This is a genomic window from Pseudoalteromonas sp. RB2-MNA-CIBAN-0110, assembly GCF_040309305.1.
In the GTDB taxonomy this organism is placed as follows: Bacteria; Pseudomonadota; Gammaproteobacteria; order Enterobacterales; family Alteromonadaceae; genus Pseudoalteromonas; species Pseudoalteromonas arctica.
The window spans coordinates 54,350-77,169 of the sequence record NZ_JBEOOQ010000007.1 but is presented as its reverse complement, the minus strand read 5'-3'; the positions used below and the strand labels follow the sequence as shown (position 1 = coordinate 77,169).

General features: G+C 38.5%; 25 protein-coding genes. 10 read left to right on the top strand and 15 right to left on the bottom strand.

Translation table 11 applies throughout. The features are described 5' to 3' along the window. Positions 1-78: 78 nt before the first annotated feature. The 10 genes from pdxJ to rpoE form a co-directional block, all read right to left on the bottom strand. Entirely contained in the window at positions 79-810 is a 732-nt protein-coding gene (pdxJ, locus tag AAEY68_RS05960; protein WP_007581734.1) for a pyridoxine 5'-phosphate synthase, read from the bottom strand. A gap of 22 nt (positions 811-832) precedes the next feature. After that, entirely contained in the window at positions 833-1,525 is a 693-nt protein-coding gene (gene recO / locus AAEY68_RS05955) for a DNA repair protein RecO (RefSeq protein WP_165739865.1), read from the bottom strand. A 20-nt stretch (positions 1,526-1,545) separates the two neighbouring features. Next, positions 1,546-2,478 carry a GTPase Era gene (gene era / locus AAEY68_RS05950; protein WP_007581730.1) on the bottom strand — a complete coding sequence of 311 codons (933 nt, stop codon included), beginning with the start codon at positions 2,476-2,478 and terminating at the stop codon, positions 1,546-1,548. Then, on the bottom strand, positions 2,468-3,145 hold the full coding sequence (rnc, locus tag AAEY68_RS05945) for a ribonuclease III (RefSeq protein WP_007581728.1): 678 nt from the start codon (positions 3,143-3,145) through the stop codon (positions 2,468-2,470). Before rnc ends, era begins: the two co-directional genes overlap by 11 nt. Positions 3,146-3,147: 2 nt before the next feature. Next, complete coding sequence (gene lepB, locus AAEY68_RS05940; protein ID WP_024589998.1) at positions 3,148-4,083, bottom strand: signal peptidase I; 936 nt, start codon at positions 4,081-4,083, stop codon at positions 3,148-3,150. 16 nt (positions 4,084-4,099) lie between these two features. Beyond that, positions 4,100-5,887, bottom strand: a complete 1,788-nt coding sequence (gene lepA / locus AAEY68_RS05935) for a translation elongation factor 4 (RefSeq protein WP_007581724.1) — start codon at positions 5,885-5,887, stop codon at positions 4,100-4,102. 275 nt (positions 5,888-6,162) lie between these two features. Next, entirely contained in the window at positions 6,163-6,612 is a 450-nt protein-coding gene (locus AAEY68_RS05930; RefSeq protein ID WP_154903490.1) for a SoxR reducing system RseC family protein, read from the bottom strand. Between the two features lie 19 nt (positions 6,613-6,631). Then, positions 6,632-7,582 (bottom strand): MucB/RseB C-terminal domain-containing protein, encoded by a 951-nt coding sequence (locus AAEY68_RS05925; protein ID WP_007581719.1) that lies wholly within the window; start codon positions 7,580-7,582, stop codon positions 6,632-6,634. 4 nt (positions 7,583-7,586) lie between these two features. Beyond that, a complete protein-coding gene (locus AAEY68_RS05920) occupies positions 7,587-8,204 on the bottom strand; it encodes a sigma-E factor negative regulatory protein (protein ID WP_350585669.1) in 618 nt (205 codons plus the stop codon). A gap of 1 nt (position 8,205) precedes the next feature. Beyond that, a complete protein-coding gene (gene rpoE / locus AAEY68_RS05915) occupies positions 8,206-8,787 on the bottom strand; it encodes an RNA polymerase sigma factor RpoE (protein WP_002958721.1) in 582 nt (193 codons plus the stop codon). Positions 8,788-9,033: 246 nt separating this feature from the next. On the opposite strand from rpoE, the gene nadB reads away from it, so the two are divergent. Beyond that, entirely contained in the window at positions 9,034-10,644 is a 1,611-nt protein-coding gene (gene nadB / locus AAEY68_RS05910; protein WP_007581714.1) for an L-aspartate oxidase, read from the top strand. On the opposite strand, the gene AAEY68_RS05905 is transcribed toward nadB, so the two are convergent. Both AAEY68_RS05905 and AAEY68_RS05900 read right to left on the bottom strand, forming a co-directional pair. Next, positions 10,619-10,975 (bottom strand): hypothetical protein, encoded by a 357-nt coding sequence (locus tag AAEY68_RS05905; RefSeq protein ID WP_007581712.1) that lies wholly within the window; start codon positions 10,973-10,975, stop codon positions 10,619-10,621. The genes nadB and AAEY68_RS05905 overlap by 26 nt on opposite strands. A 55-nt stretch (positions 10,976-11,030) precedes the next feature. Then, a complete protein-coding gene (locus tag AAEY68_RS05900) occupies positions 11,031-11,282 on the bottom strand; it encodes an FAD assembly factor SdhE (protein ID WP_007581709.1) in 252 nt (83 codons plus the stop codon). 164 nt (positions 11,283-11,446) lie between these two features. Here AAEY68_RS05900 and ygfZ point away from each other — a divergent pair, with 164 nt between their 5' ends. Together ygfZ and AAEY68_RS05890 are read left to right on the top strand one after the other, a co-directional pair. Further along, positions 11,447-12,358, top strand: a complete 912-nt coding sequence (gene ygfZ, locus AAEY68_RS05895; RefSeq protein ID WP_010553210.1) for a CAF17-like 4Fe-4S cluster assembly/insertion protein YgfZ — start codon at positions 11,447-11,449, stop codon at positions 12,356-12,358. A 12-nt stretch (positions 12,359-12,370) separates the two neighbouring features. Next, entirely contained in the window at positions 12,371-12,856 is a 486-nt protein-coding gene (locus AAEY68_RS05890; protein ID WP_007581704.1) for an FKBP-type peptidyl-prolyl cis-trans isomerase, read from the top strand. A 42-nt stretch (positions 12,857-12,898) separates the two neighbouring features. Here AAEY68_RS05890 and AAEY68_RS05885 read toward each other — a convergent pair whose 3' ends face one another. From AAEY68_RS05885 to AAEY68_RS05875, 3 genes are read right to left on the bottom strand one after another with little or no spacing between them, the layout of a single operon-like run. Next, positions 12,899-13,381 (bottom strand): hypothetical protein, encoded by a 483-nt coding sequence (locus tag AAEY68_RS05885; protein ID WP_008168001.1) that lies wholly within the window; start codon positions 13,379-13,381, stop codon positions 12,899-12,901. 25 nt (positions 13,382-13,406) lie between these two features. After that, positions 13,407-14,219 (bottom strand): DUF481 domain-containing protein, encoded by an 813-nt coding sequence (locus tag AAEY68_RS05880; protein ID WP_007581700.1) that lies wholly within the window; start codon positions 14,217-14,219, stop codon positions 13,407-13,409. A 42-nt stretch (positions 14,220-14,261) separates the two neighbouring features. After that, on the bottom strand, positions 14,262-14,582 hold the full coding sequence (locus tag AAEY68_RS05875) for an HI1450 family dsDNA-mimic protein (protein ID WP_007581697.1): 321 nt from the start codon (positions 14,580-14,582) through the stop codon (positions 14,262-14,264). Between the two features lie 367 nt (positions 14,583-14,949). Between AAEY68_RS05875 and AAEY68_RS05870 the strand changes: the two genes are divergently transcribed. The 7 genes from AAEY68_RS05870 to AAEY68_RS05840 all read left to right on the top strand — a co-directional run bounded on the left by AAEY68_RS05870 (position 14,950) and on the right by AAEY68_RS05840 (position 22,774). Beyond that, positions 14,950-15,741 carry a crotonase/enoyl-CoA hydratase family protein gene (locus tag AAEY68_RS05870; RefSeq protein ID WP_024592976.1) on the top strand — a complete coding sequence of 264 codons (792 nt, stop codon included), beginning with the start codon at positions 14,950-14,952 and terminating at the stop codon, positions 15,739-15,741. Positions 15,742-15,812: 71 nt separating this feature from the next. Continuing rightward, on the top strand, positions 15,813-16,166 hold the full coding sequence (locus AAEY68_RS05865; protein WP_024592977.1) for a CidA/LrgA family protein: 354 nt from the start codon (positions 15,813-15,815) through the stop codon (positions 16,164-16,166). After that, positions 16,159-16,902, top strand: coding sequence for an LrgB family protein (locus tag AAEY68_RS05860; RefSeq protein WP_197110891.1), 744 nt, complete (start codon positions 16,159-16,161; stop codon positions 16,900-16,902). The genes AAEY68_RS05865 and AAEY68_RS05860 overlap by 8 nt, the downstream gene beginning before the upstream one ends. A gap of 38 nt (positions 16,903-16,940) precedes the next feature. After that, entirely contained in the window at positions 16,941-17,777 is an 837-nt protein-coding gene (locus tag AAEY68_RS05855) for a mechanosensitive ion channel family protein (protein ID WP_002958733.1), read from the top strand. Between the two features lie 167 nt (positions 17,778-17,944). Then, complete coding sequence (locus tag AAEY68_RS05850) at positions 17,945-21,199, top strand: nSTAND1 domain-containing NTPase (RefSeq protein WP_350585668.1); 3,255 nt, start codon at positions 17,945-17,947, stop codon at positions 21,197-21,199. 20 nt (positions 21,200-21,219) lie between these two features. After that, complete coding sequence (locus AAEY68_RS05845) at positions 21,220-21,600, top strand: DP-EP family protein (RefSeq protein WP_350585667.1); 381 nt, start codon at positions 21,220-21,222, stop codon at positions 21,598-21,600. Positions 21,601-21,784: 184 nt separating this feature from the next. Then, positions 21,785-22,774 carry a sensor domain-containing diguanylate cyclase gene (locus AAEY68_RS05840; RefSeq protein WP_121954206.1) on the top strand — a complete coding sequence of 330 codons (990 nt, stop codon included), beginning with the start codon at positions 21,785-21,787 and terminating at the stop codon, positions 22,772-22,774. Positions 22,775-22,820: the final 46 nt, after the last annotated feature.

The following is a 22,820-nucleotide window of genomic DNA, read 5'->3' as shown; positions in this document are numbered from 1 at the left end:
TGAATTTTAGATACAAAAAAACGCGGCATTAACCGCGTTTTTTTAATTAAGCTTTTTAAATACTTATGTAGATTCGTATTACATTCTTGCTTCAATCATTAATCGTTTCATGTCGCGTACGGCTTTATCGAGCCCATCTATCGCTGCACGAGCAATAATAGCGTGGCCAATATTTAGCTCATAAATCTCAGGCATCGCGGCAATGGGTTTAACGTTATGGTAATGAAGACCATGGCCAGCGTTAACAATCAAACCTAAGCTTGCTGCGTATTTAACACCTTCACGAATATGCTCTAACTCTTTGTGTAAATCAGTATCATTTGTTGCATCAGCATACGCGCCTGTGTGTATTTCTACATAAGGAGCACCACATTCTTTAGCTGCATCTAATTGTGCTTTATCTGCATCAATAAATAGCGATACTTTAATACCCGCGTCGGTAAGCGTTTTTGTTGCGGCTTTAATTTTATCTATATTACCCGCTACATCTAAGCCGCCCTCGGTGGTTAACTCTTCGCGCTTTTCAGGTACTAAACACACGTACTCGGGTTTTACTTCAAGCGCTATCTGTATCATTTCATCGGTAACAGCGGTTTCAAGATTCATGCGAGTTTGGATAGTTTTAGCCATCACATAAACGTCGCGATCTTGAATATGGCGTCTGTCTTCACGTAAGTGAATCGTAATACCGTCTGCGCCTGCATGCTCTGCTACACTGGCTGCATGGGCTGGATCTGGGTAACTTGTTCCACGCGCTTGACGAAGTGTTGCAATATGATCTACGTTTACACCCAAAAGAATATCTTTCATTTTCTTACCTGTAAAATTACGTTTATTGAGAGGCCATAAATAGCTCACGGCTTTTTAATGGTTTACTACCTAATAAGGGTTTTAATAAATAGCGACTTAATTGCTTTGCCATATATAGCACATCACTTTGGCTAAAGTCATGATTTGCTATGGCGTTGAGTTGTTTGCCACTAAATCCAGAACGCGTATCTTCTTGTACTAAAAAACCAAGTTCGGGGAAATAACTATACGTCTGCTTTTCATCTATTGGTTCACCACTGGCATCAAAACTAAAATCCACGCCATAACCGAGTAATTCCAATAATTGAAATTCGTACGAGCGAAGCACTTCTTGTAAATTGGCCCCGCTGTTTAGGTTTTCTAGGTGGGATTTATATAGCTCAAATACTTGTTCAATTGGCTCATTAACAGGAACGATGCGATTAGTTAGCTCATTCAAATAAAAACCACAATAAAGCTCATCACCTTTTAAAAAGTGCGGGTTACCATGCAGTTCAAACTTATTGATATATTTTAAATCGTACTTGCCACTGTAATTAACAAGGAGTGCCTGGAACGGCTGAAGTTGTGCTTTATGTTTAGTGGCCTGGCGACCACTGATTCGGGCCAGCATTCTTAACTGGCCAACGCCTTCTACAAGCATATCTAACATTACTTGGGAGTCACTATAAGGACGCCGATGCAATAAATACGCGGTGTAGAAGTCGCTATCCATTCACTAAGCTACTGCTTGGTTTAGTCTTCACTGTAACCTAAGCTTCTTAGTGCACGTTCATCATCAGCCCAACCCGACTTAACTTTAACCCAAAGCTCTAAAAATACTTTGTTATCAAGCATTTCTTCTATGTCTTTACGGGCTTCACGGCCAATGGTTTTTAGCTTTTCGCCTTTATTACCAATAACCATGCGTTTTTGTGTTTCGCGCTCAACAAGAATCAACCCATTGATGTGCCAAATACCGTTGTCTTGCCATTTAAACTGCTCAATTTCAACAGTCACAGAATACGGTAGTTCTTCACCCATAAAACGCATTAGCTTTTCACGAATAACTTCAGCTGCCATAAAGCGCATCGAACGGTCAGTTACATAATCTTCAGGAAAGTAAAATTCGCAAGGAGGTAAGCGTTTAGTTACTTCTGCTTTGATTAAATCAACGTTTTTACCTTGCGTTGCTGATACTGGCATAATTCCAACAAAATCAAACTTGTCACTTAACCACTTCATATGAGGCAATACAAGATCACGGTCTTTAACTTGGTCAATTTTATTAATAACCAATAATACAGGCTTACCACTTTGCGATACTTTATTAAGTACCATATCGTCATCTGCATTCCAATGAGTGCCTTCAACGACAAAAATAATAAGCTCTACATCGCCGATAGAACTAGACGCTGCTCGATTCATTAGACGGTTAATAGCACGCTTTTCTTCAACGTGTAGACCCGGTGTATCTATGTATACCGCTTGGTGTTTATCTACGGTATGAATACCCATAATACGATGACGTGTAGTTTGTGGTTTACGTGAGGTAATACTCACTTTTTGCTCAATGATTTCATTAAGCAAAGTCGATTTACCTACGTTTGGTCGACCGACAATCGCCACCATTCCACAAAATGTATCTACATCACGTTCATGAGGCTGTATTAAGGTATCAAGGTTCATTTTTAAGTATCTTCAATGCTTTTTCGGCAGCTTTTTGTTCGGCCTTACGGCGCGAGCTACCAACAGAAATTATGCTATCCATTCCATCAACAATACATTCAACCGTGAATGTTTGATTGTGTGCTTGGCCTTGTGTATCAACCACTGTGTAGCCCGGTAACGATAATTTACGGGCTTGTAAATACTCTTGCAGCAGGGTTTTAGGATCTTTCTGGTTAAGCCCTGGTGAAATAGCATCCAAACGTGATTGGTACCACGCCAATATAAGATCGCCACAACTGTCGATACCTGAATCTAAAAATGCAGCGCCTATAATAGCTTCTACTGCATCAGCAAGCGTTGACTCGCGACGGAATCCGCCACTTTTAAGCTCGCCCGGCCCTAAGCGTAAATAATCGCCTAGACCAAATTCAAGACCAAACTCAGCAAGTGTTTGACCACGCACAAGTGTTGAGCGCATGCGACTTAAATCGCCTTCACGCGCTTTAGGAAATTTGGCATAAAGTGCATTGGCAATCACAAAGCTTAAAATCGAGTCGCCTAAAAATTCTAGTCGCTCATTATGTTGGCCTTTGTGGCTGCGGTGCGTCATTGCTTGTTCAAGTAAACCTTGATCAGCGAATTCATAGCCAATTTTTTTATATAATTCTGTTACATTTTTTTTCATCGTTACTGAATATTACCTAGGCGTTCAAAGCGAACACCAGTTGGAACCCATCCTGGTAAAATATCATCAGGGCCATTCTCAAATTCAAAACTCATCCATATAAAGACAGCTTTACCCACCAAGTTTTCTTTTGGTACAAAGCCCCAAAAGCGACCATCTTGGCTGTTGTCGCGGTTATCACCCATCATAAAATAATGATCAGCAGGAACAGTCCATTCATCAGAAGGCGTGCCCGGTTGCTGATAGTAACGCCCTTTTCTTTCAGGCGCTTGTGGGTTGATTAATATATCATGCGTAACTGTTGTTAAATTTTCATTCACACGAGCTAGAGGCATTGGGCCTTGTTTAAATTCGTTATCATTAATTAGTTTAAAATCAATTTTATTGAATTCATTACATAAAAGCTCACCCTGTTGGGTTTCGCCTTCTTTACAGTTTGGCTGAATATATAAACGTTTATCACGATAAACAATTTTATCGCCAGGTAAACCAATCGTACGTTTAATATAGTCAACACTTTCATCTAAAGGGTATTTAAAAACAACAATATCACCACGTTCAGGCTCACCGACATCAACTAACTGAGTGCGCCAAACTGGGTCTTTTATTCCATATGAATACTTTTGTACTAAAATAAAGTCACCCACTAACAGTGTAGGCATCATTGAACCAGATGGAATTTGAAACGGTTCAAAAATAAATGATCTAAAAATAGTAATTGCTGCAATCATCGGGAAAATCGACTTTGCTGTTTCTGTTAGTACTGGTTCTGGTGCAATTAATGCCGCAGTTTCTTCATCTAACGGAGCTCCAGCAGACGTTTGCGCTATCGCTAAGCGCTCCTGTCTTTTAGGTGCATACATTAAGTGATCTATTAACCATATTAAGCCTGAGCCTAAGGTTAATAGCACCAACAAAACTGAAAAATAACCAGCCATTTATAATCCTTTGTTTTTATTTACCAACTTTTAAAATAGCTAAAAACGCTTCTTGAGGCACTTCAACATTACCTACTTGCTTCATACGTTTTTTACCATCTTTTTGCTTTTTAAGTAGCTTTTTCTTACGACTCACATCGCCACCGTAACACTTAGCAATTACGTTTTTACGTAACTGTTTTACCGTAGTACGTGCAATAACGTGTTGTCCAATAGCTGCTTGAATCGCAATATCAAACATTTGACGAGGAATAAGCTCTTTTAATGCATCAGCTAATTGGCGACCACGAGACTGAGCACCATCACGGTGAACAATAATCGCAAGTGCGTCAACACGCTCACTATTGATTAAAATATCAACACGCACCATATCTGATGTTTGAAAGTGTTTAAAGTTATAATCAAGCGATGCAAAACCACGGCTTGTTGATTTTAATTTATCAAAAAAGTCCATTACCACTTCAGCCATAGGTAGCTCATACGTAACAGCTACTTGCTTTCCGTGATAGGTCATTTTTGTTTGGCTACCGCGTTTTTCAATACACAAAGTAATAACATTACCTAAGTATTCTTGTGGTACCAAAATATTAGCTTCAACAATCGGCTCACGAATTTCTAAAATATCGTTTACTGCAGGTAAATCAGACGGGTTATCAATCTGGAATGTACCTTCTTTAGTAACTATCTCATAGATTACCGTAGGTGCCGTTGTAATTAAATCAATATCGTATTCACGCTCTAAACGCTCTTGAATGATTTCCATGTGTAGCATACCTAAAAAGCCACAGCGGAAACCAAAACCTAATGCAGTTGAATTCTCTGGTTCAAAGAATAACGACGCATCGTTTAAGCTTAATTTATTAAGCGCATCACGGAATGATTCATACTCATCTGATGCAATTGGGAACATACCGGCGTAAACCTGAGGCTTAATTTTTTGAAAACCAGGTAAACGAAGTGGAGCCGCATTTTTTTGATGAGTTATAGTATCGCCTACTGGCGCACCATGTATCTCTTTGATGCCAGCAATAACAAACCCTACTTCACCGGTTCTTAAAATACCGGTGTTAGTTTGCTTAGGTGTAAACACACCCACTTGGTCGGCTGTATGTATATGCTCATTCGACATTATTTTTATTTTGTCGCCAGTGCGTAATTCACCGTGCTTAATACGCACTAATGATACAACGCCTTGGTATGGGTCAAACCAAGAATCGATAATAAGTGCTTGTAGAGGTCCATCTGTATCGCCTACTGGCGGCGGAACATCTCTAACAATCATTTCAAGAACTTCGGCAATACCTACACCCGTTTTAGCGCTACATTGCACTGCATCAAGGGCATCAATACCAATAATTTCTTCAATTTCTTCTGCAACGCGCAAAGGATCCGCTTGCGGTAAATCTATTTTGTTAAGTACTGGAATTACTTCTAATTCCATTTCAATAGCGGTGTAACAGTTAGCTAATGTTTGTGCTTCAACGCCTTGGCCTGCATCGACAACGAGTAGTGCACCTTCACATGCAGCTAAAGAACGCGATACTTCATATGTAAAATCAACGTGTCCTGGAGTATCAATGAAATTAAGTTGATAAGTTTCGCCATCGTTCGCTTTGTAATTCAACGTTACACTTTGCGCTTTAATGGTAATACCACGTTCGCGCTCAATATCCATTGAATCCAAAACTTGTTTTTGCATTTCACGGTCGGTTAAACCGCCACAAACTTGGATCAAACGATCTGAAAGGGTCGATTTACCATGGTCAATATGGGCGATGATCGAAAAATTACGGATATGCTTCATAAACTGGATTCTATACTTCTATTTTAATGGACTAAATATGAATACCTAAGTGACTTGAAAATACTTGCTGTAGGATGCCATAAGCTCAGTTTGTAAATTACAAACATCACGAATGCTTTTTAATATTGATTAAAACCATTTTATTTATTGAATAACAATAAGTTAAATTTATTTAACTTACATAATTCAGCTAGATAAAATAATTTAAAAAACCACTATTCCCTGTATTTCCAAGTTACTTTGGTATAAAACGGCAATTTTACATTTAATTGGCGTCAATCACCATCTATTTGAGTTAAAGGAATACTAATTGGGTGAATTTTTATAACTTTTATATCGTGCTTTAGCGATTTCACGCGAGTTTTAGCTATAAAGAAACCAGTAACACCACCTAAAGCTGCAGCTAAAATTTGCCAACCTTCACAAGACATAAATAATTGCGCTGCAATCAGTGCAAAAACCAGACTTAAAAGCAGTGGTAGCATGTATACCGCAAATGCATGCTTAACGACGTGACTATCATCAAGTGACAAGGTTACCTTTTGTCCTACTTCAACAGAGGATTCAAATTTATAAGGGAAGGTTTTTTTTGCAGTGCCAAATAGCTTACCAAACACTTGTGAGCCGCAACGACCATTGCAGCCTTCACAAGCTTGTTTTTGTTGTGCTTCTAAATGAGCAATGTGGCCATCGAGGGCCACAACAGTGAGGGTTTGTTCAATCATAACAATCCTTACGAATCGTTTATAATGCGCGGGTAACTGACTCAGCAATCGCTTTTGCGGTCATACTCGGTACATTACCAACAACCGATACATCAAAATTACCGCCATTATGCACATATACTGTCGTTGCACCAGAGGTTAGTGCACCACTTAAACGCTTACCCGGTAATGGACGCTGAATAAATACCGAAATTTCAACAAAACCATCAGAGAACAAGTAATAGTCTGTTAATTCGTTATTTAAATCGAGCTTATGTCTGTCTGATTTTAGTAATTCAAAGCCATCCGGTAACCAACTAATTTGCCAGTTAGTAGCTGTACTGTCTTCGTTTATAAGTGCATCGTTTGGTAAAGGCGTTGGAAAGTTTCGATTGAGCACTTCAAGTAACATACCTGCTGGCTGCTCTGTCACACTAATGTGAGTAAGCTGTAACTGCTCTAAGGCCTCACCTTCATGGTTAACGTACGCGGCTTTTAGTAATAACGACGATTCCATATCCAGCCAAATCCAATAATTATATTTATACTCGTCTTTAGATTCTATGCGAACTAGTTGAGCAGCACGCCCTGCAATACGACCTTTCCCGCCTAATACAAAATCATAGTGCGCGCTTAAGCGATCTATATCTTTAAAAAGCACTTCAGGAATTGGACCCGCTATTGAATCTGTTTTTAGGGAGTATGGTTCTGACTGAGGTTCAAAATAAGTAACTTGGTTGTCAATACGGACCATTTCAAGCCCAGCACCGTTAAGTAAACTTAAATGCTCAAGTTCTGTGTCACCTTGTAAAGCATGCACCCATCGGTAGGGTTCCATTGTTTTACCTTTGACAACCACAAACGAAGCGTCAAAATTACGGGTGTGAACGGCATTAGCCATTTTTAGTAATAAATCTTTGGCAGGATTTGTGTCGTTGGCAAATGCATTAAAGCTTACTACCAACGACAGAACAAAAGTGATTACCTTCATTTAATTAGTTTTTTTCCTCAGACGCTTTGGTATTAGTTTGCGCTGTTTCTAAAGAATTCGCAACTCGTGCTTGGCGTTGATGCTCAAGGACTAATGCACCAATACGTTGTTGCTGTAATTCACGTAAACCTTGCTCTGCATTTCCAAGCGCAGGCTCAGATGAGTAACTTACTGGCGACGCCATACCTGTCAGCGGTGTGGTTTGTAGTAATGGAATTTCGCTTTGTTGCTCGTTGTTACTTTGAGGAAGCGTATTAACGCCCACAATAGCAAACATTGCCACACTGGCTGCAATTGCTAGTTGAGCAACTGGCTTGCGCCAATTAAAAGCCACTACTTTATTATCTTGTACCGTCTCAGTGATTGCTTGAGGCTGTGTTTTTGACTGACTAAAGTCAGCATAAACAGGCTCGCTTTCTAGTGCTAATGCAACGCGATCGCTAATATCAATATGTATGTCGTTATTATTTTTTTGAGCACGCATCGCATCACCAATTAACGCATAACGGCCAAACGTAGTTACATCTTGCTCTGCAATTTTTGCATCAGTCAGATGTTGCTCGCCATCAAGTAATGCCGATAACGCTTCGTTATCTAACTTGTTAAGGTGTGCTTTTGTCATACTAAGACTCGCCTATTAATGGGTTTAATTTGTTATCTATTGCTTCACGGGCACGAAATATACGCGAACGCACAGTCCCGACCGGGCAATCCATTACCACTGCTATTTCTTCATAGCTCATCCCTTCGATTTCTCTAAGGGTGATTGCGGTTTTAAGATCTTCAGGCAAACTATCAATCGTATTAAAAATAACAGCGCGTACTTCTTCGCTTAAAAGTAGGTTTTCAGGAGATGCATTAGATCGCATTGAATCTGCACAATCATAAAACTCGGCATCTTCAGCGTCTATATCATTTGCTGGCGGCTTACGCCCCTGGGCTACTAAGTAATTTTTAGCACAATTAACGGCAATACGGTATAACCACGTGTAAAAGGCGCTGTCACCTCTAAAGTTTGGAAGTGCACGGTAAGCTTTAATAAAAGCCTCTTGTGCTACATCAGCAATATCGCCTTGGTTTGATACATAACGTGAGATCAAACCTGCAATTTTGTTTTGATACTTCTTTACTAATAGGTTGAAGGCGTTTTTATCTCCTTGCTGGACCCTTTTTACTAGCACTAAATCTAATTCCTGCTCGCTCATTCGAGCCGGTACTCCTATGTCTGATTTTTGCTTGTTATTCATATTGTCGTCATTGTTCACAAATACTCTGACCTCTTTATGAATAAAAAGTTCTGCTTAATATTATTTTTTTATAAAATAGATGATAAATAACGGCGCTAAGCCTTTAAAATCACTACGTAGTAGTATGACAAATATGGTACAACTACAGATATTAAAAACAAATATTGCTCTATACGAGCATTGTAACCGCAAAGTACCTCTGACATGAACCAAAATAAACATCACATTGCAGATGTCGCTATTATAGGTAGCGGCGCAGCAGGCTTATCACTTGCATTATCTCTAGCTAATTATTGTAACGTTACCGTGATCAGTAAAGGAGCGCTTACAGAAGGTTCTACTTTATATGCTCAAGGTGGTATAGCAGCTGTATTTGATAAACAAAACGACAGCATAGAATCTCATGTTGAAGATACACTCGATGCGGGCGGCGGTTTATGCGATAGAGACGCTGTTCATTATACTGCCAGCAATGCTCACGATTGCCTACAGTGGTTAATCGACCAAGGTGTTCCCTTTGATATGGAGTTTGATAGCAAAGGAAAAGAGCGTTTTCATTTAACACGTGAAGGCGGTCACAGCCATCGTCGTATTTTACATGCAGCCGATGCTACTGGCAAAGCGGTGCAAACAACACTCATTAGCCAAGTTAAAATTCATAAGAATATAACGCTCTTAGAGCAATACAATGCCATTGATTTAATTACAGATAAAAGCGCCGGAAAAACAGGCTCACACATTGAAGGTATGTATGTGTGGAACAAAAAAGCTAAAAAGGTAGAAACCATTTCAGCTAAATTTGTTGCTCTTGCCACTGGTGGCGCAAGCAAAGTGTATTTGTATACTTCTAATCCAGATGTATCAAGTGGTGATGGCATTGCAATGGCATGGCGCGCAGGCTGTAAAGTTGCCAATATGGAATTTAATCAATTTCATCCAACAAGTCTTTATCATCCAGAGCTACAAAACTTTTTAATTACAGAAGCCATGCGCGGTGAAGGGGCTTATTTAAAACGACCTGATGGCACTCGTTTTATGAAAGATTTTGACAGTCGTGAAGAACTTGCTCCACGCGATATAGTGGCACGCGCAATCGATTTTGAAATGAAGCGTTTAGGTGCTAATTGTGTTTATTTAGATATTAGCCACAAAGATAAAGACTTTATTATTGAGCACTTTCCTACTATTTACGCAAAATGCCTAAGTGTAGGGCTTGATATAACAAAAGAAGCAATCCCAGTTGTACCTGCTGCGCATTACACTTGTGGTGGCGTAATGACCGACTTTAACGGTAAAACAGATCTCGATAACTTGTATGCTGTTGGCGAAGTCGCTTACACAGGCCTGCATGGTGCAAACCGTATGGCAAGTAATTCATTATTAGAATGTATTGTATTTGCCCACGCTGCAGCTAAAGATATTTTAAGTAAAATTGAACATGCACCAGAGCCAATGGCTCTACCTCATTGGGATGAAAGCCGTGTTAGTAACTCTGATGAAGAAATTGTTATTACCCATAACTGGCATGAACTACGTTTATTTATGTGGGATTATGTAGGTATTGTACGCTCTACTAAACGCTTAGAACGTGCACTGCATAGGGTTGAGTTGCTGCAGCAAGAAATACATGATTATTATGCAAACTTTAGAGTAAGTAATAACTTGCTTGAGCTTCGTAACTTAGTACAAGTGTCAGAACTCATTATTAGAAGTGCAATGGAGCGAAAAGAAAGCAGAGGCCTACATTATACTATTGATTACCCTGAACAAAATGAAAATCCAACACCGACTATTTTGACTCCAAAACGCAATTAATCGCGCTTAAAGTAGCACGTTTTAGACGCGCATAGCTTTGTTCATTAACACCATTGGCTGAAATTATAAGCCAATGGTTGTTACTAAAACCTTTAATATGTAGCCATATATTATTGCCATAAAAACGGCTTTTTTTACTAATTTCACCCTGAATTTTTAAACCTTCACCCTCGAACCTAAATAGCTTGGGTTCTAGAATTATAACGCCATGGTTTGGATGAATTGCCAACACTTTTTGCCACACTAAAAAGCCAGCTAATATATTAATTATCAAACAAAAAAGCATAGCTAGTAGCGAATCTAAAAATAAACATAATATTAAACTGAGCATGCAAAAAAAGACCACAATAGGTTTGTGGTCAGCGTTATTATTAGTAACTGTAAACCTATACACGAACTCGGTCTAAGATCAGCGAAACCATACCGTTTAACTGCTCATCTTTACATTCTTGATGACCCATAAACCATGCAAATAAGTCAGGGTCTTCTTCTGTTAGCAAACGCTGAAAAATAGCCTGTTGCTCTGCGCTTAAAGAGTCGTATGCTTCTTCAACAAACGGCATAAACAAAACATCAAGCTCTAACATGCCACGACGGCAAGCCCAACGAATACGTGCTTTACTATGAATTTCAACCATTTTAAACCTCATACTTAATTGACTCGAGTTTAACAAACACAAGCCTATTTAGCAGCTATTAATCTCTCATTAAAGAATAAACCCGCACCAATAAGCGCTTGTCTGTACCATACGTAACAACTGCGTTATTATGTCACTTCATTTATATTGCAAAGAAGGTTTTTATGTCGAGCGTTTATGCATGTCCGTTATCTCATCAACTTATTAGCCTCTGCGGTGCTGATAAATTATCTTATTTACACGGGCAAATCACTCAAGATCTAAATAAATTAACCAGCAGTAATTATTTGTGGGCTGGCCATTGCAGCGCTAAAGGTAAACTTTGGGGCGTATTTAAATTATTTTCTTATCAAGACAGCTACTACCTTACAGGCAGCGAAAACGAAGTAGAAAAATCGTTAGCTGAGCTAAAAAAGTATGCCGTATTTGCAAAAGTTGACATTAGTGCATGTTCAAAGCGATTAATTGGTCTCATTGGTGATGATTTATCGGATGTACTCGCACAACTTGATATTAACTTTGAAGGTGATGCGAGCGCGTGTGACTTTGAAAGCGGTAAAGCACTAAAATTAGCTGATAACCGTGTTTTATTGATGGTCGATAGCCAGTTTAGTATGCCTGATGACGTATCTACACTTGATAACGAAGCTCCTTGGCAACAAGCATCTATGCTTGCAGGTGAACCTCAGTTAAGTGCAGATGCAATTGGCGAGTATGTTCCTCAAATGGTAAACCTACATGCTATTGACGGTATAAGCTTTAAAAAAGGGTGTTATACCGGTCAAGAAACTGTAGCTCGCATGAAGTACCTAGGTAAAAATAAGCGTGCAATGTATATAGTCTCAGGTCAAAGCGAAGGGATACTTTCAGAGCCCGATTTAGAAACCCAATTAGGCGAAAATTGGCGCCGTGCGGGTAAACTTATTGCACAAAGCTTTAATGAACAAACAAATAAATTAACAGGCCTCGTTGTGTTGCCAAACGATACTGATGTAACTCAGGTACTTCGTGCAAAACACACACCTCAGGTGGAGCTAAGCATTCTGCCTCTACCCTACTCTCTTGAAGATGAATAAATAGGAATGACTATGATCGTTGCGGCAAACAAAGTGGTAAAAATGCATTATTCGGTAATGGATAATGATGGCAATAGCATTGATAATTCGTTCGGTGGTGAGCCACTACACTTTATCATTGGCACAGGCTACTTAATTTCAGGCCTAGAAAATGCTTTGCAAGGCAAACAACCAGGCGACACACTTAGCGTAAAAGTTGAACCTGATGAAGGTTATGGCGAACGCCACGATAACCTAATGCAAGCTGTACCTAAGTCGATGTTTGAAGGTATGGAAATTGAAGTCGGCATGCAATTTCGTGCATCAACAGATGATGGTGACCAATCAGTAATGATCATCGATATCCAAGATGAAGAAGTTATTGTAGATGGTAATAACCCACTTGCAGGCATAACACTTAACTTTGATGTAGAGATACTAGAAGTACGTGATGCAACCGAAGAAGAACTCACTCATGGTCATGTACATGGTGAAGGTGGATGTGGTCACGACCACTAATACACTGTTAAACCAAGTAAAAAAGCGCCTAGGGCGCTTTTTTTATATCATATTGTTGCGCTTAACCGTTTCAGTTTTTGCCTTACTAGGCAGCGCGATTGATACATTCTTTTCTTTTAGAGCGGCGAGTAAACCTTTTTGATCGTTTGTGCCAACTCGATACAAAGTGCCATCTTTAAGCGTTAGCTGTATTGCACTAAAGCCAGATACTGTATACACCCAACCATCGTGAGTAATTCGCATACCAATACCGTGTCTGTAAGAGTTTTGAACTGCCTTAGCTTCTACTACTTCGCCAAGCTCAATGCTTTGCCCTGCAACGCCTGGACCAAACGCCCAGCTAATTTTTTTATCATCTACTTTTACTGTTAGACCATGGAACAAAAAGCCCACCAGCACTAAAATCCCAGCAAATATCATTAAAGGTCCATCAGCGCCTAACAAGTTCCATGCAAGCGCTACAAAACCGCCTATCCACGCTAATACAAAAAAGATAAACACCGCATACTGTTTATGCTGATACATAATATTCTCTAAATTAAATAAATACTTAAAAGCTGTACACCAATGTAGCACTCAGCTCTGAGTCAAACTTGAGTTTATCATCTTCGGGTTTTGAATTATAACGATACATGTAGGTAAATTTAAGTGATACCGCACCAATCACTTGGCTTATTAGTGCAGTTTCCGATTTTAAGCGAGAATTAAGACCTGAGAGCGACTGCTCTATACTCACATCTTGATTAAAACGAGTACGCTTAGAAACCAAACGTTCCCACTGCATTGCAACACGTACTAAATAACCGGTTTTATTAATTTCATCTTCGCTCACATCCGAATCTTCATCGGCTACTGAACGGTATAAACCAGGTCCTATATCAATATCTACTTTGTTTTTAGAGCCTTGATATACACGCGCACCATAGCCTGTCGCCACCGTACTTTTAAAATCAAGTCCACTAAACTCATCTTCTTCGTAATCACCGTAAATAAAAAATGAGGAGTTTTTAACACCTACTTTATAGTTACCTTGCGCAGATACAAAAACACGATTAGCTGTAACATCAGTGCCACCGCTTTCATCGTTCTCATCACGCTTATAAAGAGAGTCTATTTTAAATTGGTTACGCCACTTTTCAAAGTCTTGGTATAAATTACCTTTGAGCTTAAAACTGGTCGAATTGGTGTTACCTTTACTTAGAATAAAGCCAAATTCAGTATCACCGTAGAACATGTCACCTTTGTGTAACTCATGAATTTCTTCATCAGAGAGCTTGCCATATTCATGAAAATCTTCAAATGGATCAACGGCCCAACTTGGGCTGCTAATTATTAAAAAAATTAAAAATAAATACTTACGCACAATACCCTCTCTGCACACAATTATAAAAATAAGCAGTATTACTTATTCAGTTTCTTTCCATAAAATATGACAAAACGGAGCATCTTTATCACGACTAATCAAAATTTTAGCAAACAAAACATCATCATTTTCAAATTCTAAACCAACCAACACCTGAATAAAGTGCTCTGGCTCTATTTCAAGGGCTACAAAGTCTTGCCACTGGTCATCTGGCTCGTCTTCTTCAATAAAGCCTAGGTCTTCTCTAAACTCATTAAAGTCTTCAACATCTTTTTCACTCAAGTTATTTGGCGCTAACTCTAAAAAAATATCATAAGCTTGGTGAGTAGCTTCTTCTACCGTATATAAACGTGGACCCGACATATGTGCTTAACCTTAAGCTTTTAAGTTGCGCTATATTATCAAATCTCATCATCATTTTGATAAAAAAAAGCTTAAAACACTGACTTTTTTGTAACCGAGTCATGCTTTATTCAGCATACAACTAAAACGACAAATAACAATTCACCTAACCTATTGAATATAAAGATTACTTTTATTATTTAAGTTAAAATAACAACGTAAAATATTTTTATTATCTTAGGTCCGAATTGTTTAGCCTTTTCTCATCTAAAACCAATCCTTTAAGACTACGGCTTTAGCAATAAATTCCATTTATTTAAAAAATACCGTCACTTTACTTAATTCCTATAACAACATAAGCTCAAGCAACAGGTCAGAGGAGTGTGTAATGATAAAACTAGAAAAACAAAATGGCATTGCAACCGTCACGCTTAGCAGAGCAAAAAAACAAAATGCATTAAGTTTTGAAATGTTTGTAGAGCTAAACAAAGTCATTAAAAATATAAAAAGAGATCGCAGTATTCGTGCTGTGGTAATAAAAGGCGATGGCGAGCATTTTTGTGCAGGCCTTGATATATCTGCAGTAATGGCTACGCCAATGAACATAGTGAAATTATTGCTTAAATGGTTACCAGGCAATCAAAATTTAGCGCAAAAAGTAGTATTAGGCTGGCAGTCACTGAGTGTGCCCGTTATTGCACAAATTGATGGCAACTGTTTAGGGGGGGGTTTGCAAATAGCTTTGGGGGCAGATTACAGAGTTGTTCATATTGATGCCAAACTTGCCATTATGGAAGCGCGTTGGGGATTGTGCCCCGATATGGGCGCAAATGTAATGATGAGCGGTTTAGTTAAGCGCGACCAAGCACTTTGGCTTGCAAGCCACGCAAACCCAATCACTGCACAACAAGCAAATGAGCTAGGTTTGGTTACTAAACTTACCGATGATACTCAGCAAGCAACGCAAAACATGCTCGATACATTACTTGAGCGTTCACCAGATACGCTTGCTGCTATTAAACGTGTTACACAACTTAGCTATAAACCAAACCAACGAAAAATACTCGCTAAAGAAACCTTCAGCCAAATTCGCTTATTGCTAAACCCAAACACTAAAAAAGCAATTGCTAAAGCAAAAGGAAAAGCGAATATAACCTACGCAAATACAAAGCACTGGTAGACTATTGCACAATGCATAAAAGAGTTTGATTTGTTAAAGTTAAGCTCTTATCTTTTCTGTGAGCCACTTTGATGAAATATCTGCTCAGTAGCGCTATTATTTTACTATGTTTAGCCTGCGCTAAACTCATTATGCACTTTATTGGTGGAAGCTTTCCTGCATCGTTACTCGCTATGGTTATTTTATTAGTTTTACTCTTGTCGGGTATTGTAAAAGAGCAACATGTAAAACCATGCGCCTCCCCTATTTTAAATATTATGCCTATCTTTTTCATTCCTGCGGGTGTGGGATTTATTGAACATCTCGGCCTTATAAAATCGCACTGGGCATTTTTAGCCTCAGTTGTGGTGCTAGTCCCTATAACTACCTTGTTGCTTGTTAGCAGTGTAATTGCGAACTTTAAGGGAAGAGAAAATAATGACTGATTTTACTTTTTCCGCTATTTCAGAGCTACAGCCTAATTTATGGTGGCTAAGTATTCCTTTTATTATTGTATTATTTTTAGCACTAAGGGCCGTAAACCAAAGTATAAAAAACAGCGTATTTAAATCGCTCACTAACCCCGTATTTTTAAGTATTAGTATTATCGCTTTATTACTAATTAACCTAAATCTGCCTTATACGCAATTTGCCTCGCACAGCAAATTATTAAGCTGGTTATTAGAGCCCGCGATTGTAGCTTTAGCACTTCCTTTATATCAGCAGTTTACACACGTACGAAAAAATCTATTACTCATAGTCGCAACATGTAGCTTAGGTATTGTTAACGCAACCGTTGTGGCATTTTTGCTAAGCATATTATTTAATGCGCCTGCGCAGCTAAGTGCATCTGTTGCCGCACTCAGTGTCACAACCCCAATATCTTTAATTGTTACTGAGTCATTAGGGGGGATTAGCTCTCTTGCTGCGGCTTTAGTTATTTTTATTGGTTTACTAGGCGCTTTATTTGGCTTTATGCTTTTTCAACTCATTAATATTTTTAATCACGAATCTCAAGGTGTTGCAATGGGCACAGCTTGTCATGCAATTGGGACTGCTGCTGCTATTGCTGAGCATCCAAAAGTAGGCGCTTACTCCTCAGTTGCAATGGCGCTAAGTGCTTTATTAACAGCAATTATAGTGCCGCTGTTATATCCATTTTTAGTCAACATTTTGCTATAGTTGGAAAAATACAACATAGCCCTAACATAGAGCGCTTTATGATCAGTTCTGAAATCGAACAGTTTGAAAAATATTACACCATGCTTACTGAGTATATGGTTACCTACAGTATGCAAATTGTTGGCGCTATTTTTATCGTCCTCATTGGTTTGTGGATAGCACAAAAGCTTGCCAAATTTGTAGCCGCGTTAATGACCCGTCATAACGTTGACATTACGCTTACTAACTTTGTCAGTAGCGTGGTAAAAGTACTGCTAATTGTAATGGTTATAATTATTGCACTTGGCAAAATAGGTATCAGCGTTACGCCATTTGTAGCAGCCATTGGTGCTGCATCTTTAGGTGCTGGTTTAGCGCTGCAAGGAATGCTTTCTAACTATGGTGCGGGCCTTGCCATTATAGCCACTCGACCTTTTGTTGTTGGTGATACTATTGAAGTTAAAAATGTAAGCGGCCAAGTTAAAACAATTGAGCTTGGCTACACTATTTTAATCAATGAAGAAAAAGTAGAAATCACCATTCCAAATAAGCATATTGTGGGCGAAATACTTCATAACTCATTTAGTTACTCATTGGTCAAAGGTGAAATAGATATAGCCTATAGTGCTTGCTCTGATAATGCGATTAGCCTTATTGAAGACGTACTTAAAGCACACGAATTAGTCGCACAAAATCCGTTATCACAAGTGGGTATTGAACGCTTTGCCGATAGCGGTGTTACAATAAGCTACCGATATTGGGTACCTACTACTAAAATTATCGAAACCAAGCTGGCTATTAATGGCGGTGTTTATAAAGCAATTAATAACGCTGATATTGAAATCCCATTCCCTCAACGCGTCATTACAATTAACAAAGCCGATCTAGAAAGCTAATTTATTTTTATATTGAGCTTGCATATCTGCAAGCTCATTCTTTCCTACCCCCTCTCCTCAGAATAAACTCAAATAGTTGTGTTATAGATTTATTTGCCATATAAATAGTGTTAATAAATACCAATACGCACTTAATTTTAATAATAAAAAAACAATAATGAGTAATTATGATGCGCAACCCCTTCTACCTAGGCGATTGGCAAGTAACACCTTCAACTAACTCAATTCAGCTCACTGGTAAAGCCAAACAGTTAGAGCCCAAAGCGATGGATGTTTTATTGCATTTGTGTCAACAAAATGGCGACATTGTAAGCAGCTATGAATTGCTCGATAAATGCTGGAAAAATACTGATATTGGCGATAATCCTTTACATAAAACTATCACTCAGTTAAGAAAAGCGCTCGGTGATAAAGCCAATGAACCACATTATATTGAGACTATCCGTAAACGTGGCTACCGCATTATTGCAAAATTATCTTTTCCATTAGCTGATCCTATCCCAAGCACTAAAAGTACATGGCAAGGAGGATCCCCTTTTTTAGGCCTGCGTGCATATAACCCAAATGATACCCACGTTTTTTTTGGCCGCACCCAATCTATAGCTACCCTGCTGGAAAGGATATCTAGCCAGGTAAATTACGGTCGTGCTTTTTGCTTAATACTTGGCCCTAGCGGTACAGGTAAATCCTCGCTTGTTAATGCTGGAATTTTACCAAAACTGCTAGATGAGCGAGGCTATAATGGCATCGGGGTTATTTCCTACACCCAGATCGACTTTGCAGATGTTCATAAAAATAGACTTTTTTTAGATTTAGCTTCTGCATTGCTTGATTGGGATATAAATGGCCTTCCTGTATTTGAAGGATTAAGCGCGCAAACACTGGCAGAGCAACTAGAATTGGCAATCGATGGCGTAATCAACGCCATACAAATTGCACTTAGCAAAGCCTCTACACAACTTAAAACACCACAGTTATTTTTATTTATTGACCGCTTAGAAGTACTGCTTTCTTCTCCTATATTTAGTAGCGAAACGCGCAGCCATTTTTTATCGGTTATTGAGCGCTTAGCAACCTCTAAAACTGTGATTGTATTTAGTGCGTGTCGTAACGACTTTTACCCTTTAGTTGTTGAACAACCAAGTCTAATGGCAGGCAAAGCTCATGGCGCGCACTACGATTTAACACCGCCAAATCGCCAAGAGCTTCAACAAATTATTCGCCTGCCAGCGCTAACCGCTAATTTAACGTTCTCCAATGACCCACAAACCCAAACACCACTGGATGAAATATTGTGCGCCGATACAGCCAATAACCCTGACGCACTGCCCATGCTGCAATACACATTGCAAGAGCTGTACTTACAGCGCAGTGATAATAACGAGCTACTGCACAGTGTTTACACAAAACTCGGGGGTATTGAGGGAGCCATAGGCAAAAAAGCAGAAGATATATTTATTGACCTCAGCAACGAGCAACAACAGCAACTAAAAAGCGTATTATCACAGCTGATCACTTTAAATCCAGATGGTAAAACCATTACGAGCCGCGCTGCCCGCTGGCAAATATTAACGAACACAAGCCAAAAAGAGCTTGTGCAAGCCATGGTCGATAGCCGTTTATTTGTATCGCATTTACAAAACCAAGAAGCCTGTTTTAGCCTTGCTCACGAGGCATTATTACGTCAATGGCCGCGCGCAAAACAATGGATTAATGACCATAAAGATGCCTTAGCAATAAAAAGTCGTTTACAACACCAAGCGCAAAATTGGATAGATGAAGGTAAAAGTAGTGCTTACCTCCTAGCGCCAGGTAAACCGCTACAAGAAGCGCAGCTATTACTAAACGACAAACTGTTTAAATTAGATGATAACGAGCACACTCTTATCAAAAGCTCTATTAAAAAAACAAAAACAAAAATAAGAGTAAAACGAGTGACCGTTGCTTTATTGTGCTTACTTACATTTACCGCGTTATTAATGAGCTTTACTAGTTTTAAGGCCCAACAACATGCGCAAAAGAAACAGCTTGAGGCCGAAAGCTTACTAGGGTTTATGGTGGGTGACTTTGCCGATAAATTACGTAGCGTTGAACGCATGGACTTACTTGATGGTATTAGTAATAAAGCACTTGAGTATTTTACTGATCAAACTGACGATTCAAGTTCACTTTTTAGCTTTAGCGATAATAAAGCACAATTTAACAACCGTTTTCAGTACGCACAAACCCTCGAAGCAATGGGTGAAGTAGCTTATTCCCGAGGTAAAACCGATGAAGCCTTTACCGCCTTTGAAAACGCCCGCACCCGCCTTGAGGCATTATTAAAAATACAGCCTAACAACTTAGAGCTACTCACGCTTGCGGGTGCCAATGCCTTTTGGCTTGGTCAATTAGCTTATGATCAAAATGATCATCAAGCTACTGAGCAAATGTTTAAAAAATACCACGCTTACAGTAAAAAAATGTATGCGCTGGCAGCCAATGATTTTAACTCCATTATGGAATTGTCGTATTCATCTAATTCTTTAGGTTCTTTATACATAGAAAAGTCTGACTACAGCGCTGCAAAAAAGAACTTTACAGAGTCGCTTTTACTTAAAAATAAAGCGCTTGAACTAAAACCGAATAACAAAAATTTACTTCGAGATAAATCCGATACGATTAGTTGGCTTGCAAAAACAGAAGAGAAGCTAAGTAACTTTAATGAAGCAGTTAATATATTGGAAGGTGCAGTTGAGGTAATCACAAAATTGATTGCTAACTACCCTCGTGACGCAAGCCTTTTTTACACGTCAGCAAACCTATATATGCAACAAAGTTATTTACTGAGCTATTTGAGTGATAAACGGATGGCTCATAAAAAAGCCAGCTTGGCTAATCAAGTTATCAATGAAGCTTTAGTACAAGATCCAAAAAACAATAAATTTCAGCTTATGTATTATCGCTCTTTAGCACATTCACTAATGCTATCTACTGATGAAGCTACTGACTCAACAATTGAAAAAATAATTAATTTTTTAAAATCTCAAAATTTTAAAAATACCAGCACTATTAATACACAAATTACACTGATTCAATATTTTATAAATAGACAATCACCACTCAAAGCGCAGGAGTTATTAACTGAGCTTGAGAATAATGAAAACTACACACATCAATTAGCCAACCTAACTAGAACTGGTGATTACTTAGTACATACAAGAATAAACTTAATCAAAGCAAACTTAGCTACAACTAATAAACAGCGAGAGCAATTTTGCTTAAATGCTATCAAAGCTATTTCTGAAGCTGCAAAAATAAGTCAGAGCGTAAAAATAACATACCCACTAGTACAAGCTTATACCTGTTTAAACAGAGAAGACGAGATATCAGAAATAAAAGCAAGCCTAGTTAAATTAGGCATTACGAACTTCCAACTATAATTACTCATAAAGGAAATGATATGAATAACACCCTAGAAAATGTCGACTTTCAAGTAAATATTAAACTCAACAACGGTGAAGCTATTTTTAGCTATACAAAAAATGGCGAACCCGCTACTGGCGGTGGTGTTGTAAGTACCGAAACCGCTGGCAACTACAATTTAGACGACGCCACAATTCAAAACGGTTTCGTATTTACTGGCGCTACTATCACCGATATCGACACACAAAAACCATGCACCCAAAACTTCAGCTATAAAGTAAGTGATAACGGCCACACAATTATCATTACCGACACAGACGAAAATAATGGATCTGTATGCTTAATCTTTAACGTTGAGTGTAATGGCAAAAAATATGAAAGCGCCGATCCTCAAGTTAAGAATGAAAAAGAACTCTAATTAGCAACGCTTCTTTTTAAATTGCACAGGCCTATTAATTGCAGTGCAATTTTTTTAAAAACGCCCCTAAATAAACATTAAATAACAACAACTTAAATCAGAAGGTTACCGAAAGGTTTAAAAACCATAAATTAAATAAACTCTTAGACATAAAGTTTCATTAACAATAAAAATGAGCAACACCATGTCTAACAATAATGAAAATAGCAGAGCAAACAACACCGACAACGCTGTATCTGCATTAATCAGCAGCATTTCTAATACCGTTAACAATGAAAAAATAAGCGCAATTATTAATGTCACTAATGTCATGGCCGATGCTATTTTTATTGTTAATGCAGATGGAGTGTTTGAATCAGTAAATCCCGTTGCAGCTCGTTTTTTTAATGTTACGTCTGACTCATTAATAGGTAAAAAATGGCAAGATTGTTTACAAGAACAGTATCGCGATGACTATCAATACATGTTTGAAAGTTGGAAAAACAACTATCAAACACCACTCAATCATGGCCCAAAAGAAGTTAAAATAATAAAAAACAATGGTAACTGTTTAGATATAGAGCTCTCAATTTCTTGTATACCCGCATCAACCACAAACAATACTCCTCTATTTATTTGTATTATGCATGATATTTCTAGGCATGTTAAAAAGTATAAAGTACTCGAAAACATAGCCAAAATAGATCACCTTACAGGCGTCGCTAATCGCTGCACTTTAGAGAAGGCGATTATTAAAAATTGGCAAGAATGCATAGTAGACAAACAGCCTTTGAGTTTTATCTTGATCGATATTGATTTTTTTAAACTGTTTAATGATAATTTTGGTCATGTAAAGGGTGATAAATGTTTGCAAAAAGTAGCTCAAACAATTGAAGACTGCCTCCCCTCAAAAGATAGTTTAGTAGCACGCTATGGTGGTGAGGAGTTTGCTGTTGTATTACCCCGCTCACATGTCTCAAATGCAGAAATGATCGCAAAACGTATTCAAGAAAAAATACTCAACATTAATTTTAGAGATATTGGTTTGCCAGCGAATGTAAAGATAAGTGTAAGCCAGGGTTTAGCGTGTGAATACGATAATCAGTACAGAACATCTGAGGCATTAATATGCGCGGCTGATACGGCTTTATATAGAGCGAAGTCGGAAGGTCGTAATAAATTATGTATAAGGTGATGTACTAACTATTTGGTATAGCCTTTATCTACTAAAATAAAAAACC